14 protein-coding genes are annotated in these 15,485 nt (G+C 49.2%); 5 read left to right on the top strand and 9 right to left on the bottom strand.

Features of this window, described 5'->3' with window-relative positions:
* Positions 1-15 precede the first annotated feature (15 nt).
* The 4 genes from ACTHUR_RS04705 to ftsZ all read left to right on the top strand — a co-directional run bounded on the left by ACTHUR_RS04705 (position 16) and on the right by ftsZ (position 4,419).
* A complete protein-coding gene (locus ACTHUR_RS04705) occupies positions 16-930 on the top strand; it encodes a D-alanine--D-alanine ligase (protein WP_049335322.1) in 915 nt (304 codons plus the stop codon).
* Positions 920-1,639 carry a cell division protein FtsQ/DivIB gene (locus ACTHUR_RS04710; protein WP_049335319.1) on the top strand — a complete coding sequence of 240 codons (720 nt, stop codon included), beginning with the start codon at positions 920-922 and terminating at the stop codon, positions 1,637-1,639. The genes ACTHUR_RS04705 and ACTHUR_RS04710 overlap by 11 nt, the downstream gene beginning before the upstream one ends.
* A 74-nt stretch (positions 1,640-1,713) precedes the next feature.
* Positions 1,714-2,967 carry a cell division protein FtsA gene (gene ftsA / locus ACTHUR_RS04715; RefSeq protein ID WP_003682483.1) on the top strand — a complete coding sequence of 418 codons (1,254 nt, stop codon included), beginning with the start codon at positions 1,714-1,716 and terminating at the stop codon, positions 2,965-2,967.
* A gap of 252 nt (positions 2,968-3,219) precedes the next feature.
* A complete protein-coding gene (ftsZ, locus tag ACTHUR_RS04720) occupies positions 3,220-4,419 on the top strand; it encodes a cell division protein FtsZ (RefSeq protein ID WP_063076120.1) in 1,200 nt (399 codons plus the stop codon).
* Positions 4,420-4,538: 119 nt separating this feature from the next.
* Here ftsZ and ispH read toward each other — a convergent pair whose 3' ends face one another.
* The 8 genes from ispH to pilB form a co-directional block, all read right to left on the bottom strand.
* Positions 4,539-5,507 carry a 4-hydroxy-3-methylbut-2-enyl diphosphate reductase gene (gene ispH / locus ACTHUR_RS04725; protein WP_440361233.1) on the bottom strand — a complete coding sequence of 323 codons (969 nt, stop codon included), beginning with the start codon at positions 5,505-5,507 and terminating at the stop codon, positions 4,539-4,541.
* Between the two features lie 13 nt (positions 5,508-5,520).
* Positions 5,521-6,027, bottom strand: coding sequence for a signal peptidase II (gene lspA, locus ACTHUR_RS04730; protein WP_039861846.1), 507 nt, complete (start codon positions 6,025-6,027; stop codon positions 5,521-5,523).
* Positions 6,028-6,175: 148 nt separating this feature from the next.
* The gene (gene glyQ, locus ACTHUR_RS04735; protein ID WP_004518869.1) at positions 6,176-7,075 is read right to left on the bottom strand and encodes a glycine--tRNA ligase subunit alpha; all 900 of its coding nucleotides are present in this window, start codon (positions 7,073-7,075) and stop codon (positions 6,176-6,178) included.
* An 81-nt stretch (positions 7,076-7,156) separates the two neighbouring features.
* Positions 7,157-7,339, bottom strand: a complete 183-nt coding sequence (gene yacG, locus ACTHUR_RS04740; protein WP_004518868.1) for a DNA gyrase inhibitor YacG — start codon at positions 7,337-7,339, stop codon at positions 7,157-7,159.
* The gene (gene coaE, locus ACTHUR_RS04745; RefSeq protein WP_004518867.1) at positions 7,336-7,956 is read right to left on the bottom strand and encodes a dephospho-CoA kinase; all 621 of its coding nucleotides are present in this window, start codon (positions 7,954-7,956) and stop codon (positions 7,336-7,338) included. The genes yacG and coaE overlap by 4 nt, the downstream gene beginning before the upstream one ends.
* A complete protein-coding gene (locus ACTHUR_RS04750; protein WP_004518866.1) occupies positions 7,956-8,843 on the bottom strand; it encodes a prepilin peptidase in 888 nt (295 codons plus the stop codon). The genes coaE and ACTHUR_RS04750 overlap by 1 nt, the downstream gene beginning before the upstream one ends.
* Position 8,844: 1 nt before the next feature.
* Positions 8,845-10,086, bottom strand: a complete 1,242-nt coding sequence (locus tag ACTHUR_RS04755; RefSeq protein WP_004518865.1) for a type II secretion system F family protein — start codon at positions 10,084-10,086, stop codon at positions 8,845-8,847.
* Positions 10,087-10,165: 79 nt separating this feature from the next.
* A complete protein-coding gene (gene pilB / locus ACTHUR_RS04760; RefSeq protein ID WP_004518864.1) occupies positions 10,166-11,845 on the bottom strand; it encodes a type IV-A pilus assembly ATPase PilB in 1,680 nt (559 codons plus the stop codon).
* 205 nt (positions 11,846-12,050) lie between these two features.
* Here pilB and ACTHUR_RS04765 point away from each other — a divergent pair, with 205 nt between their 5' ends.
* Positions 12,051-12,179, top strand: a complete 129-nt coding sequence (locus ACTHUR_RS04765) for a hypothetical protein (protein WP_440347298.1) — start codon at positions 12,051-12,053, stop codon at positions 12,177-12,179.
* A gap of 69 nt (positions 12,180-12,248) precedes the next feature.
* On the opposite strand, the gene carB is transcribed toward ACTHUR_RS04765, so the two are convergent.
* On the bottom strand, positions 12,249-15,464 hold the full coding sequence (carB, locus tag ACTHUR_RS04770; protein ID WP_070695288.1) for a carbamoyl-phosphate synthase large subunit: 3,216 nt from the start codon (positions 15,462-15,464) through the stop codon (positions 12,249-12,251).
* Between the last annotated feature and the right edge of the window lie 21 nt (positions 15,465-15,485).

Raw genomic sequence — 15,485 nt, forward strand, 5'->3', positions numbered from 1 at the left:
AAGAAAGTGGAAATTATGCAGAATTTTGGCAAAGTGGCCGTGTTGATGGGCGGCTTCTCTAGCGAGCGCGAAGTTTCTCTGGACAGCGGCGCCGCTATTTTGGCTGCCTTGAAAAGCAAAGGCGTCGATGCCCATGCGTTCGACCCCAAAGAAACTCCGTTGTCTGAATTGAAAACACAAGGTTTTCAGACGGCCTTCAATATTCTGCACGGTACTTTCGGCGAAGATGGCGCGGTTCAAGGCGCGTTGGAACTGATGGGTATTCCTTACACCGGCAGTGGTGTGGCCGCTTCCGCGCTGGGTATGGACAAATACCGCTGCAAACTGATTTGGCAGGCCGTGGGTTTGCCTGTTCCTGAGTTTGCTGTATTGCATGACGACAGCGACTTTGATGCTGTTGAAGAAAAATTGGGCCTGCCGATGTTTGTGAAACCTGCCGCGGAAGGCAGCAGCGTCGGTGTGGTAAAAGTAAAAGAAAAAGGCCGTCTGAAAAGCGTTTACGAAGAATTGAAACATTTGCAGGGTGAAATTATTGCCGAACGCTTTATCGGAGGCGGCGAGTATTCTTGCCCGGTATTGAACGGCAAAGGCCTGCCGAGCATTCATATTATTCCAGCTACTGAGTTTTACGACTACGAGGCTAAATACAACCGCGACGATACGGTTTATCAATGCCCGTCGGAAGATTTGAGTGAGGATGAGGAAAACCTGATGCGCGAACTGGCCGTGCGTGGCGCGCAGGCGATTGGTGCGGACGGTTGTTCGCGCGTGGACTTCCTAAAAGATACGGACGGTAAGCTGTATCTTTTGGAAATCAATACCTTGCCCGGTATGACCAGCCACAGTTTGGTGCCAAAATCTGCAGCCCATACCGGCGTAGATTTTGCTGATTTATGTATTGAGATTTTGAAGACCGCTCATGTGGGATGATGCAGGCGCATTGGGTCGGCTGACCCGCCGGCTATTGGTGCTGATGACCTTTCTACTGATAGGTTCGGGCATAGCTTGGCTTTACAATTCCAAATATTTTCCTGTGAAACAGATTGCCATTCAGGGTAAGCTGAAATATGCTTCCAACAAAGAATTGCAAACCGTTGCACGAGAGCATATCAGGGGTAATATGTTCCGCGCCGATATTGATTCGGCGCAGGCCGCTTTTCAGGAATTGCCTTGGATTGACTCGGCAATGGTACGCCGCCGTTTTCCGGAAACCGTGGAAATTATCCTGACCGAGCGTGTGCCGGTTGCGCATTGGCGCGCTGGCGGCTTGGTGGACAGTAAGGGCAATGTGTTTGCCGCAAGTCTGAAACAGGACCTGCCTATATTTGAAGGGCAGCAGGGGACAGGCAAAGACATGGTCAAACATTATGCGGACTTTTCCGGTATTTTGAGTCCGTTGAAACTGACTATCAAAGAATTGATCTACACGCCGCGGTCGGCATGGTTGCTTGTATTGAACAACGGCATTACCGTGCGCTTGGGGCGTGAAAACGAAATCAAACGTTTGCAGCAGTTTGTCCAGATTTGGCCATCGCTGCTGCGTAAAAAACAAAGTCGTATCGAGTATGTCGATATGCGTTATAAGGATGGTTTTTCAGTCCGTTACAGGCCGTCTGAAAACCCTTCCGAGAGTGAATAGCCGATTAGACGTGAAGCAATCTTGTTTCAAAAATAATCAAACCGTCAGTCAGACAACATAGCGAACGAGCAATTATGGAACAACAACAAAATAAATATATCAGTGCCTTAGACATTGGTACGTCCAAGGTCATCGCCTTAATCGGCGAGATTCGGGAAGATAACGAAATCCACATTGTTGGCTTGGGTCAAAGCCCTTCACGCGGCCTGCGTGCAGGTATGGTGACCAATATCGACGCTACCGCGCAAGCCATTCGTCAGGCGGTAGAAGATGCCGAGCTGATGGCAGATACCAAAATTTCCCACGTTGTCACCGGTATTGCCGGTAACCATATCCGCAGCCTGAATTCACAAGGCGTGGTCAAAATTAAAGATGGCGAAGTATCGCAAGCCGACATCGATCGTGCCATCGAAACAGCCAAAGCCATCAATATTCCGCCTGATCACAATATCTTACATACCGTGGTTCAAGAGTACATCATCGACAACCAACCCGGTGTGAAAGAGCCTATCGGCATGAGCGGCGTGCGTTTGGATACCCGTGTACACATCATCACCGGTGCGAACACTGCTTTGCAAAATATCCAAAAATGTATCCAACGTTGCGGCCTGCAAATGGATCAAATCATGCTTCAGCCTTTGGCAAGCGGTCACGCCGTTTTGACTGAAGACGAAAAAGATTTGGGCGTGTGCGTCATCGATATCGGTGGCGGTACAACCGACATCGCGGTTTATACCAATGGCGCCATCCGTCATACTGCGGTTATTCCTGTTGCCGGCGATTTGATTACCAAAGACTTGGCTCAAGCCTTGCGTACGCCGCACAGTGCAGCCGAGTACATCAAAATCCATTACGGTGCTGCTATTCCGACTATGGACGGCTTGGATGAAATGATTGAAGTTCCTAGTGTTGGCGACCGTCAATCACGTCAAATTTCACGTCGTGTATTGGCTGAAATCATCGGCCCGCGTGTAGAAGAAATTTTGGAGTTGACGCTGAACGAATTGCGCCGCTCCGGTTTCCCAGAAGAAGTGCTGACTTCCGGTATCGTTTTGACCGGCGGTGCTTCTATGTTGACCGGTATTGTTGAGTTGGCGGAAGAAGTCTTCAACCTGCCGGCGCGTATCGGTGTTCCACAAGAAATGGGCGGCGTATCCGAGCGTATTCGTAATCCACGCTATTCAACAGCGATCGGCCTGCTTCAGACGGCCTATGCTGCCGAAGAGGGTGAGCAAACCAGCCGAACCGGTGCGATTGCACTGAATGATTCAGGCAAAAAAATGGGTCTGTGGGAAAAAATCCAAAGATTCTTCAGAGATAATTTCTGATAAAAGTTTTCAGGGCAGGCGGTGCAGCAACCGTTTGTCCTGAATATTTAAGTGGAATTAAACAGTTTTAAATAATTGCCAAGTGAATAATTTAAAACTTGTATATTTTCTGTTAAAAAATGTAGTAAAAATATAACGCCGACAGCCGAATGGTAAGAAGATTTTTGCCAGTATCTGAATACTTCTTATATAATACGGATAATGAGTTATTTTTGAACCGTCCTTATAAAGCGGGGCGCGGAGGATTATTGAATGGAATTTGTTTACGACGTAGCAGAATCAGCAACGAGCCCTGCTGTTATTAAAGTTATCGGTTTGGGTGGTGGCGGCTGTAATGCCATCAACAACATGGTTGCCAACACTATTCATGGTGTTGAGTTCATCAGTGCCAATACCGATGCGCAATCATTGGCTAAAAACAATGCGGCTAAACGCATTCAATTGGGTACAAACCTGACTCGCGGTTTAGGTGCCGGTGCAAATCCTGAAATTGGCCGCGCCGCTGCTCAAGAAGATCGTGAAGCCATCGAAGATGCTATCCGTGGTGCAAACATGCTGTTCATCACGACCGGTATGGGTGGCGGTACAGGTACCGGCTCTGCTCCTGTTGTGGCTGAAATCGCTAAAGAAATGGGTATCCTGACCGTTGCGGTTGTAACCCGTCCGTTTGCTTACGAAGGCAAACGCGTACATATCGCTCAAGCAGGTTTGGATCAGCTCAAAGAGCGTGTCGATTCCCTGATTATTATCCCTAACGACAAATTGATGACTGCCTTGGGCGAAGACGTGACCATGCGTGAAGCTTTCCGTGCGGCCGACAATGTACTGCGTGATGCTGTTGCCGGTATTTCCGAAGTGGTGACTTGCCCGAGCGACATGATCAACTTGGACTTCGCCGACGTGAAAACCGTGATGAGCAATCGCGGTATCGCCATGATGGGTTCAGGTTTCGCGCAAGGTATCGACCGTGCCCGTTTGGCTACCGATCAAGCTATCTCCAGCCCGCTCTTGGATAACGTTACTTTGGATGGCGCACGCGGTGTATTGGTAAACATTACCACTGCTCCTGGTTGCCTGAAAATGTCTGAGTTCAACGAGATTATGCGTATCGTCAACCAAAATGCACACCCTGAAGTGGAATGCAAATTTGGTGCTGCCGAAGACGAGAGCATGAGCGAAGATGCTATCCGTATTACCATTATTGCTACCGGCTTGAAAGAAAACGGTACTGACAACCAACTGCGTGCTGCTGCCCGTACCCAACAATTGGTACGCGGTGCGGAAGAAGCACCTCAAGCTCAAAGCCAAAGTAGTGCTGAAAGCCTGGTTCGTACCAACCGCAATATCCGTTCTATGAATCTGACTGCTGCTGATTTCAGCAACCAGTCTGTACTGGATGACTTTGAAATTCCAGCTATCTTGCGCCGTCAGCAACATACTTCTGATAAATAATCAGGATCATGTATGAAAAGACCTGCTTTTAAGGCAGGTCTTTTTTATGAGTAAAATAAACTTAAGGCCGTCTGAAAGTTTTCAGACGGCCTTAAGTTCAAATAAGGCAAATAACAAACTTACCCTTTATTGAGAATTTGCTTGTTTTCACCCTCACGACGCAACTCTTTGGGTAAGACAAATACAATGCTTTCTTCCGCACCTTCTCCTTCGCGTATGGTCTCGTGTCCCCAGTCTTGAATGGTTTGTAAGACTTCTCGAACCAAGACTTCGGGCGCAGATGCCCCGGCAGTGACACCGACCTTGGTTTTGTTTTCAAACCATTCTTTTTTCAGGTAGGAAGCATTATCGACCATATAGGCATCAACTCCTCGCAATGCGGCTACTTCACGTAAGCGGTTGCTGTTGGAAGAGTTGGGCGAGCCGACAACAATCACAATATCGCATTCTTCCGCCAATTCTTTAACGGCAGTTTGACGGTTGGTTGTGGCGTAGCAGATATCTTCTTTGTGCGGATTGCGGATATTGGGGAAGCGTTGGTTTAAAGCAGCAATAATGTCTTTGGTTTCGTCCACCGATAAAGTGGTTTGGCTGACGTAGGCAAGTTTGTCAGGATTTTTGATGTTCAGTCCGGCTACATCTTCCACTGTCTCAACCAAAAACATTTTACCCGGGGGCAACTGTCCCATTGTACCTTCTACTTCGACGTGGCCTTTGTGGCCGATCATGATGATTTCGTAATCTTGCTCATCGAGGCGGGCTACTTCTTTATGAACTTTGGTGACCAGAGGGCAGGTGGCATCAAAAACGCGGAAACCACGTTGTGCCGCTTCTTCCTGTACGGCTTTGGATACGCCGTGAGCAGAGTAAATCAGTGTGGCACCCTTTGGGACATCCGCCAAGTCATCGACAAAGACGGCACCTTTTGCCCGCAGATTGTCCACGACGAATTTGTTGTGAACGACTTCATGGCGGACGTAAATGGGCGCGCCGAATTCTTCGAGTGCACGTTCAACAATGCTGATGGCACGGTCAACACCGGCACAGAAGCCGCGGGGATTGGCAAGGATAATGGTTTTTTGAGTCATGTGCGTTCCGTTTTCAGACGGCCTTTGTGTCGTTTGAAGGTGTTTTTTTGTGCAGCAAACCGTCTATTACCAAGCAAACTGCGCCAACGCAGATAAAGCTGTCGGCAATGTTAAATGCGGGGTAGAACCAGTTTTGCCAATAGAAAAGCAGAAAATCGACAACGTGGCCGTGAATCAGACGGTCAACCACATTGCCAATTGCGCCGCCGATAATCATGGCTGCCCCCAGTTTGCCCCAGCGTCCAAACTCATCGCGCCAGATGGCACGGGCCAAATACAGGCTGATGACGACGGCCAGACCTAAAAAGAAGAATTTTTGCCAGCCGCCTTGGTCTGCCAAAAAGCTGAATGCCGCGCCTGGATTATAGGCAAGCGTCAGGTCAAAAAAGTCTGGAATGATATTGAGGCGTTCGCCTTCGGTAAAGTGTTTCAAGATTTCCCATTTGCTCAGTTGGTCAAGAATGATGGCAACGAGGGAAAGTAAGAAAAAGGGCGTTTTTGCAGAAGAGGATGAACTCATGTTTTCAGACGGTTTATGTAATAAAGGGCTTATTTTACCTGAAAGCAGGCAGGAAGTGTTTGCGATGGCATCGACGTTAAGGCCGTCTGAAAATAGAAACGCCGCCACTTGAATGTATCAAAGGGCGGCGTGGCATGTATGTGAGGGCTTATTGGTTTTTAAGTAATGGGAAGCCCAGTTTCTCGCGACTTTCAACGAATTTTTGCGCAACGATACGGCTCAGTGCACGAATGCGGCCGATGTAGGTTGCGCGCTCGGTAACGGAAATGGCGCCGCGTGCATCCAAGAGGTTGAACGTGTGGCCGGCTTTGAGTACAAGCTCGTAAGCAGGTAGGGCAAGACTGGTGTCTTCAACTGCAAGCAGGCGTTTAGCTTGTTCTTCGTAGTTGTTGAATTGGCGCAAGAGCCAATCGGCATCGCTGTATTCGAAGTTGTAGGTGGATTGTTCGACTTCGTTTTGATGATAAACGTCGCCGTAAGTGACGATGTTACCATCAAGGGTTTTTGCCCAAACGAGGTCGTACACGTTTTCTACGCCTTGCAAATACATGGCGAGACGCTCGATACCGTAGGTGATTTCACCAAGTACAGGGGAGCAGTCGATACCGCCGACTTGTTGGAAGTAGGTGAATTGGGTTACTTCCATACCGTTGAGCCAAACTTCCCAACCCAAACCCCAAGCGCCGAGAGTAGGGTTTTCCCAGTCGTCTTCGACAAAGCGGATGTCGTGTACTTTAGGGTCGATACCCAATTCGCGCAGGGAGTCGAGGTATAGGTCTTGAATATTGGCGGGAGCTGGTTTGAGCGCAACTTGGAATTGATAGTAGTGTTGCAGGCGGTTGGGGTTGTCGCCATAGCGGCCGTCTTTGGGGCGGCGGCTGGGTTGAACGTAAGCGGCAAACCAAGGCTCCGGGCCTAATGCGCGCAGGCAGGTGGCTGGATGCGAAGTACCGGCACCGACTTCCATATCGAAAGGTTGGATAACGGTGCAGCCTTTGTCTGCCCAGTAGTTTTGTAATTTGAAAATAATTTGTTGGAAGGTGAGCATGGTGGATGGAATAGATTGGAATAAAGAGGGTATTTTACTGTTTTGAGCTTGTTTTGGATAGGCTGAAGGAAGCGGCGTAGGTTATTTGCTGTTCAATAGGTCTGAAAAAGGGTCGTCTTCTGAAGAAACAGTGTATTTTTCTTGCGCCCATTCGCCTAAATCAATGAGTTTACACCGTTTGCTGCAGAAAGGGCGGTAGGGGCTGTCGGTGTTCCAAACGACTTTTTTGTGGCAGGTCGGACATTTTACAACAGGAGCGGTCATGCAGTTTCTTTCAGAGTTTTTGCAATGGATTGATAGTATTGATGCAAATGGGCAACCTTGATTTTTGCTTCTTCCATGCTATGGGTATTGTCCAATACATCGTCGGCATGCAGCAGTCTGTCACGTCGAGAAGCTTGGGTGGCCATGATTTGACGCGTTTGTTCTTCTGAAAAACCATTGCGCTGGTGTACGCGTTTGATTTGGACGGACTCTGGAACATCTACAACCAAAATACGGTCGGTCTCCGCTTTAAATGCCGGATTCTCAATCAAAAGCGGTACATCGACAATGCCGTAGGCGGATGAGGCAAGTTTTTGTTTCTGCTGTTGGATTTTGTTTAAGATTAATGGCAGAAGCAGGTTTTCCAGTTGTTTTTTAGATTGAGGCCGTCTGAAAACTTCTTCCCGTAAAGCCATACGATTCAGACGGCCTTTATGATCAAAAACCTCATCCCCGAAAAGCTGGCGGATGGCAGGAAGGGCTTCGCCGTTTTCAGCGGTCAGTGAGCGGCTGATGGCATCAGCATCGATAATGGGTACGCCAAGTTCGGCAAACATTTGGGCGATAGATGATTTGCCACTACCGATACCGCCGGTCAAGCCTATCCATAATGTCATTATCGGAATCCTGATTGTACGAGCCACCATTGTACCAGTTGGGTAATAGGTGCATTGGCAACCAAAATAATCCATCCTGCCACAGCAAGACTGGGACCAAAAGCAAAATATTGGCCTTTGCCGACACGGGCGATGAGTGCGCCCACCAGCCCGACTAAGGCAGCCATGAAGATCAGAACAGGCAAAATTCCTACGCCCAGCCATGCACCAAGCGCAGCCAAAAGTTTGAAGTCGCCATTGCCCATGCCGATTTTACCGGTCAGAAGTTTATAGACGGCGCATAAAGTATAAAGGCTCATATAGCCTGCGATTGCGCCTAAAACGGCTGAATGCAGGGGCACGAATGTATCATTCAGATTAAACAGCAGGCCGATCCAAATTAGGGGCTGAGTCAGGCTGTCGGGTAAATATTGAGTATTGGCATCGATAAAGGTCAGCGCAATCAATATGGCAGTCAGAATGAATCCGCCAATAGTTGCCCATGACCAGCCGTATTGCCATGCGACAATACCGAATAAGACACCTGTCAGCAGCTCAATCAGCGGATAGCGTATGCCGATAGCGGTTTTGCAGGAGTGGCATTTTCCTCCCAGGAAAACATAGCTGAGGATGGGGATGTTTTGCCAAAGTTTGATTGGGCTTTTGCATTTGGGGCAGCGTGAATCCGGTTTGCGCAGATTAAATGGCTGTTTTTCTTCGTCTTTCAGCTCGATGCCCAAATGCTCTTTAGAAAATTGTGTCCATTCGCGTTCCATCATTATCGGCGTGCGATAAATAACAACGTTCAGAAAGCTGCCAATCAGTAATCCCAAAATAACGGCTAAAGGAATAGCGAATGGCGCAAGAACGGAGAGGGCGTCGATGGCAGAGTAAATACTATCAAGCATATCAACCTACGACATTACCCAAGTTAAACAGAGGCAGATACATGGCAATCAGCAAGATACCGATGAGCGAACCCAATACCACCATGATGATAGGCTCCATCAAGGCAGATAAGCGGGAGACGGAGTTGTCTACTTCATCTTCGTAGAATTCGGCTGCTTTGTTCAGCATATCGTCCAAAGAGCCTGACTCTTCGCCGATGGCTGCCATTTGGATCACCATATTTGGGAACATATCTGTACTTTGCATACTGGATGTTAGCGACAGGCCTTGGGTTACCTTGGCTCGAATATCTTGAGTGGCTTCTTCATAGAGAATATTGCCGGATGCGCCTGCAACTGAATCTAATACTTCCACCAAAGGAACGCCGGCTGCGAAGAGGGTGGAAGTCGTACGCGCCCAACGGGCGATGGTCGCTTTTCGGACGATGGTGCCAAAAACAGGCAGTCTCAAAATCAAAGCATCGATTCGTTTTTGGAAAGTAGGCGATTTTTCATGGAGTTTGTACAGGCCGAAGGCCGAAACAATCAAAAGGATGATCATAATCCAGCCGTAGTCGACGAATAAATCAGACAAGTTCATGACAAGTTGGGTAAGGCTTGGTAACTCTGCACCCATATTGGCATAAACTTCTTTAAAGGCAGGTAGCACAAACATCATCATGATGAAGATAAGCGCAATCGCCACCACGATAATGGCAATCGGATAGGTCAGTGCGGTTTTGACTTTTTTCTTAATGGCTTGGGTTTTTTCTTTATAGACAGCCAGTTTGTCCAATAAGCTTTCCAATACGCCGCCGGACTCGCCTGCGCTGACCAGATTGCAATAGAAGCGGTCGAAATATTTTGGATATTTGGAGAATGATTTGCCTAATGCGCTACCTTGTTCGACATCGGAGCGAACCTGCATCAGCATTTCGGTCATGCTCGGATTGGAGTGGCCGCGAGCAACGATTTCAAAAGCCTGCATCAGCGGCAAGCCTGCCTTCATCATCGTTGCCAGTTGGCGCGTAAACACCGTGATGTCTTCTTGGGTAATACGGCGTTTGCGTGCGGTTTTAACTTTGCTGATACGCAAAGGGCGAATGCCTCTGCGTTGGAGTTTTTTGCGTGCTTCTTCTTCGTCTTTGGCAACTACTTCACCACGGACAAGACGTTCGGTCTCGGTATTTTTTCCTTCAAATGTAAAACGCTTGCCTTTGCTTCTTGAGCCGAACAGACTTCTTTTTTGCTCTGCTTGAGCCATGAGTTATCCCTTGTTTGTAAGAAATAAAGCGGACTGTTTCCCCGTACCGCTTTATTTTAATTTTCGAAAATATGGCAGTTTAGTCATTGGTATGAGCAGTCACTTCTTCCAACGAGGTCAGGCCTTGCATGACTTTCATGAGGCCGGCACGACGCAAGTCTACCATGCCTTCCTGATAGGCCATGTTCATGATATCAACTTCTGTACCGTTGTTCATAATGACTTTTTGCATTTCATCGCTGACCGGCATGACTTCATAAATACCGATGCGGCCTTTAAAGCCTTTGCCGCGGCAGCTGTCGCAGCCAACCGGGCGGTAGAGTTTCCAATCTTGAGCCAAGTCTGCATCGGTAAAGCCGGCTTTTTTCAATGCTGGAACCGGCGGGCGCTCAACTTCGCGTTTGCAGTTTGGACACAGTCTGCGCAACAACCTTTGCGCCATAATCAGGCTGACCGAGCTGGCGATGTTGAAAGGCGCAACACCCATGTTCAAAAGGCGGGACAGCGTGGCTGGTGCATTATTGGTATGCAGGGTAGAGAAAACCATGTGGCCGGTTTGGGCGGCTTTAATGGCGATGTCGGCGGTTTCCAAGTCACGAATCTCACCGACCATAATAATATCAGGATCTTGACGCAAGAAGGATCGGAGTGCGGCAGCAAACGTCAGGCCTTGTTTTTCATTGACGTTGACTTGGTTGACGCCTGGCAGGTTAATCTCGGCCGGATCTTCTGCCGTTGAAATATTCACATCTTCTGTGTTCAAAATACTCAGGCAGGTATAGAGCGAAACGGTTTTGCCCGAACCTGTCGGACCGGTAACCAATACCATGCCGTAAGGGCGGTTGATGGCTTCCAGCAGCATTTCTTTTTGGAAAGGCTCCAAACCGAGCTGGTCGATATTGAGCGATGTACCATCGGAATTTAGGATACGCATCACCACTTTTTCGCCAAACAATGTCGGCAAAGTGCTGACACGGAAGTCAATCGGACGGCCGTGTTTATGGAAGGCAATTTGAATTCTGCCGTCTTGCGGAATACGTTTTTCGGAAATATCCAAACGCGCCATCACTTTGATACGCGATGCCAACTGGCCGCGTACGGCGACAGGCGGCTGTACGACTTCACGCAATTGCCCGTCCACACGGAAACGGACGCGCGCCATTTGTTCGTAGAATTCAAAGTGGATGTCCGATGCGCCCGCGTTCAGGGCATCGGATAAGGTTTTGTGGATGAAACGGGGGATAGGGCCGTCTTCAGCTTCTTCATTGTCGATATAAAGCGATTGCGATTGCTGCGTTGCTTCATGTTCGTCGTTGATTTCTTTCAGAATGGTTGTCGAACGTTGACCCAGCCATTCCAGCAATGAGCTGAGCTGGTCGTCGGGAACTACGACCAAGTCGACACTTAAACCTGAAGCAAAAGCGATTTTTTGAAAGTTTTGGATTTGGGTTGGATCGGATACGGCGAAATAAACCTTGCGTCCGCGTTTGAAAATCGGAATGCAACGGTTTTGCACCATTTGCTCTTCCGTCAGAATGTCGCTGACTACATTATTGCGCGGGTAGTAGTGCAAATCCAAAAGGGGATAGCTGAATACGCGCGCAACTAACTCCCCCAAAGCTTTAGGGGAGATGATGCCGTCTGAAAACAGGTTGGGCAGGATTTCTTTGCCTGATTGTAAAAGGTTGTTGTAATGTTCCGCTTGTTGATTTGAGATGGTCTGGCTTTGAACCAAAACACGCAATAATCCGACACTCATTTTATTTTCCGTTTCTTGTGCAGTTTTCCCTTTAATTTAGAGGAAAGCCGTATTATTTTATCATTATTATGATTAAAGCATATATTTAATTATGCAAATCTGCTTAAGTTGCAAAGACATGCTTCTGCTTTAATTGTATTTTTATTTCAGACGGCCATTATAAAGCAAGGAGAATAGGCGTTAAACTCGATATTTTTGGATTATGATGAAAAAACAACAATTTTGTCGTATGAATCCAATCAATAACGAAATTATATTTCATGTTGCTATTGCTTGTTTGGAGATGGCAGAAAAGGTTGTTTTGATGGACAGACGGTTGGAATTTGAAATATGAAAAGGCCGTCTGAAACTGAGCAATCAGGTTTCAGACGGCCTTTTAGCTATTTAAATCCGATAGGATTGATTAGGCTTTGTTTTTCAGACGGCCATGCAATTCCTGTACGCTGTACACGCCCAAGTGTTCGCGGCTTTTTGCGCCTTCGCTCATGGCTTCGCCGCCGGCGATGGTGGTGTATTGCGGTACGCGTTGGGTGAGGGAGGTGCGGCGGATACTGTGGCTGTCGGTAACAGATTGTACTGTGCTGCCGACGGTGTTGACCACCAGTGCGATTTCGCCGTTTTTAATTGCGTCCACGATGTGTGGGCGGCCTTCCTGCACTTTGTTGACCGCTTGCACGATGATGCCGTGTTCTTTCAAGTATTCGGCGGTACCGCGAGTGGCGCAGACACCGTAGCCGAGTGCTTGGAAGTTTTGTGCGGTTTTGACGATGAGCGGTTTGTCTTCGTCGCGTACGGCGAGGAACACTTTGCCTGTTGTGCTCAAGCGTTCGCCTGCGCCGAGTTGGGCTTTGAAGTAGGCTTCGCCGAAGCTTGCGCCTACGCCCATGACTTCGCCGGTAGAGCGCATTTCAGGGCCGAGAATGGTGTCCACACCTGGGAATTTGATGAATGGGAACACGGCTTCTTTAACGGCGTAGAAGTCCGGGATGACTTCTTTTTCTACGCCTTGCTCTTTCAGCGAAATGCCTGCCATCACGCGTGCGCCGACTTTGGCGAGCGGTACACCGGTGGCTTTGGATACGAACGGTACGGTACGGCTGGCGCGTGGGTTTACTTCCAGTACGAAGACCACGCCGTCTTGTACGGCAAACTGTACGTTCATCAAGCCGACCACGCCCAGTGCGTATGCCATGGCTTTGGTTTGACGGCGGATTTCGTCTTGAATTTCTTCGTCCAAAGAGTATGGAGGCAATGAGCAGCCGGAGTCGCCGGAGTGGATACCTGCTTGTTCGACGTGTTGCATGATGCCGCCGATAACGACATCTTGGCCGTCTGAAACGCAGTCTACGTCCACTTCGATGGCGTTGTTCAAGAAGAAGTCGAGCAATACAGGGCTGTCTTCGGAAACTTGTACGGCTTCGCGCATGTATTTTTGCAACTCTTCGGCAGAGTGAACAATCTGCATGGCGCGGCCGCCGAGTACGTAAGAAGGACGGACAACCAACGGATAACCGATTTCTTCGGCTTTAACGAGGGCTTCTTCTTCGTTGTGGGCGATGCGGTTAGGCGGTTGACGCAGACCTAAGTCGTTCAACACTTTTTGGAAGCGTTCGCGGTCTTCGGCGGCGTCGATGCTGTCGGCAGATGTGCCGATGATGTTCACGCCGTTTGCCACCAATGCGTTGGCCAGTTTGAGCGGGGTTTGGCCGCCGTAATGCACAATCACGCCCCATGGGTTTTCGGTGCGGACGATTTCCAATACGTCTTCCAATGTCAGCGGCTCGAAGTATAGGCGGTCGCTGGTGTCGAAGTCGGTGGACACGGTTTCGGGGTTGCAGTTGACCATGATGGTTTCAAAACCGGATTCGCGCAGGGCGAGTGCAGCATGAACGCAGCAGTAGTCAAATTCAATACCTTGGCCGATACGGTTTGGACCACCGCCGAGAATCATCACTTTTTTACGATCGGAAGGACGGGATTCGCATTCTTCTTCGTAAGTGGAGTAGAGGTAGGCGGTTTCGGTGGCAAACTCGGCGGCACAGGTATCGACGCGTTTGTAAACCGGATGCAGTTTCAGCGAATAGCGGTGTTCGCGGACTTCTTTTTCACTTACGTTCAACAATTGTGCCAAACGTTTGTCAGAGAAGCCTTTGCGTTTCAGACGGCGTAAAGCGGCGTAATCCAAATCTTGCAACTGGCCGTCTGAAACCGATTTTTCTTCTTTCACCAAGTCTTCGATTTGCGCCAAGAACCAAGGATCGATGGCGCAGATTTCGTGGATTTCTTCCAGTGTGAAGCCTGCACGGAACGCATCTGCTACAAAAAGCATACGCTCAGGGCCCGGGTTGGCCAGTTCGCGGCGGATTTCCGCTTTGTCTTCGCTGCGCGGATTGAAGCCGCACAAGCCTGTTTCCAAGCCGCGCAGGGCTTTTTGGAAGCTTTCTTGAATGGTACGGCCCATCGCCATCACTTCGCCTACCGATTTCATCTGAGTGGTCAGGCGGTCGTCTGCGGCAGGGAATTTTTCAAATGCGAAACGCGGGATTTTGGTCACGACATAGTCGATGGAAGGCTCAAACGACGCGGGCGTGCGGCCGCCGGTAATGTCGTTGCGCAACTCGTCCAGCGTAAAGCCGACCGCCAGTTTGGCCGCTACTTTGGCAATCGGGAAGCCCGTTGCTTTAGATGCCAACGCGGAAGAACGGCTCACGCGCGGGTTCATCTCAATGACAATCATCTCGCCGTTTTCAGGGTTTACCGCAAACTGAACGTTTGAGCCGCCGGTATCCACGCCGATTTCTCGCAACACTGCCAACGAAGCATTACGCATGATTTGGTATTCTTTATCGGTCAATGTTTGTGCAGGCGCAACAGTGATGGAGTCGCCGGTATGCACGCCCATCGGGTCGAAGTTTTCAATCGAGCAGATAATGATGCAGTTGTCGTTTTTATCACGTACAACCTCCATCTCGTACTCTTTCCAGCCGAGAACGGATTGCTCAATCAGCAACTCATGCGTAGGCGAAGCATCAAAACCGCGTTCGCAAATTGCTAAGAACTCGTCTTTGTTGTAGGCAATACCGCCGCCCGAACCGCCCATCGTGAAAGAAGGACGAATCAGGGTAGGGAAGCCGACCTGTTCTTGCGCTGCCAAAGCTTCGTTCATGGTGTGGCAGACAAAAGATTTCGGGCAAGACAAACCGATTTTTTCCATCGCTTCTTTAAAGCGGCCTCGGTCTTCTGCTTTGTCAATCGCGTCTTCGGTCGCGCCAATCAGCTCGACGTTGTATTTCGCCAATACGCCGTTGCGCGCCAAATCCAGCGCACAGTTCAGCGCAGTCTGGCCGCCCATGGTAGGCAGAATCGCATCAGGTCGCTCCTTGGCGATAATTTTTTCCACCGTCTGCCACATAATCGGCTCGATGTAGGTAACATCCGCCATTTCAGGGTCGGTCATGATCGTGGCAGGGTTGGAATTCACCAGAATGACTTTATAGCCTTCTTCACGCAAAGCCTTGCAGGCCTGTGCGCCCGAATAGTCAAATTCGCAGGCCTGACCGATAACGATAGGGCCGGCGCCGATGATAAGGATGGATTTTAGGTCGGTACGTTTGGGCATGGGTGGGTCTCTTTGGGTTGG

This window comes from Neisseria sp. P0021.S007, from assembly GCF_051956855.1.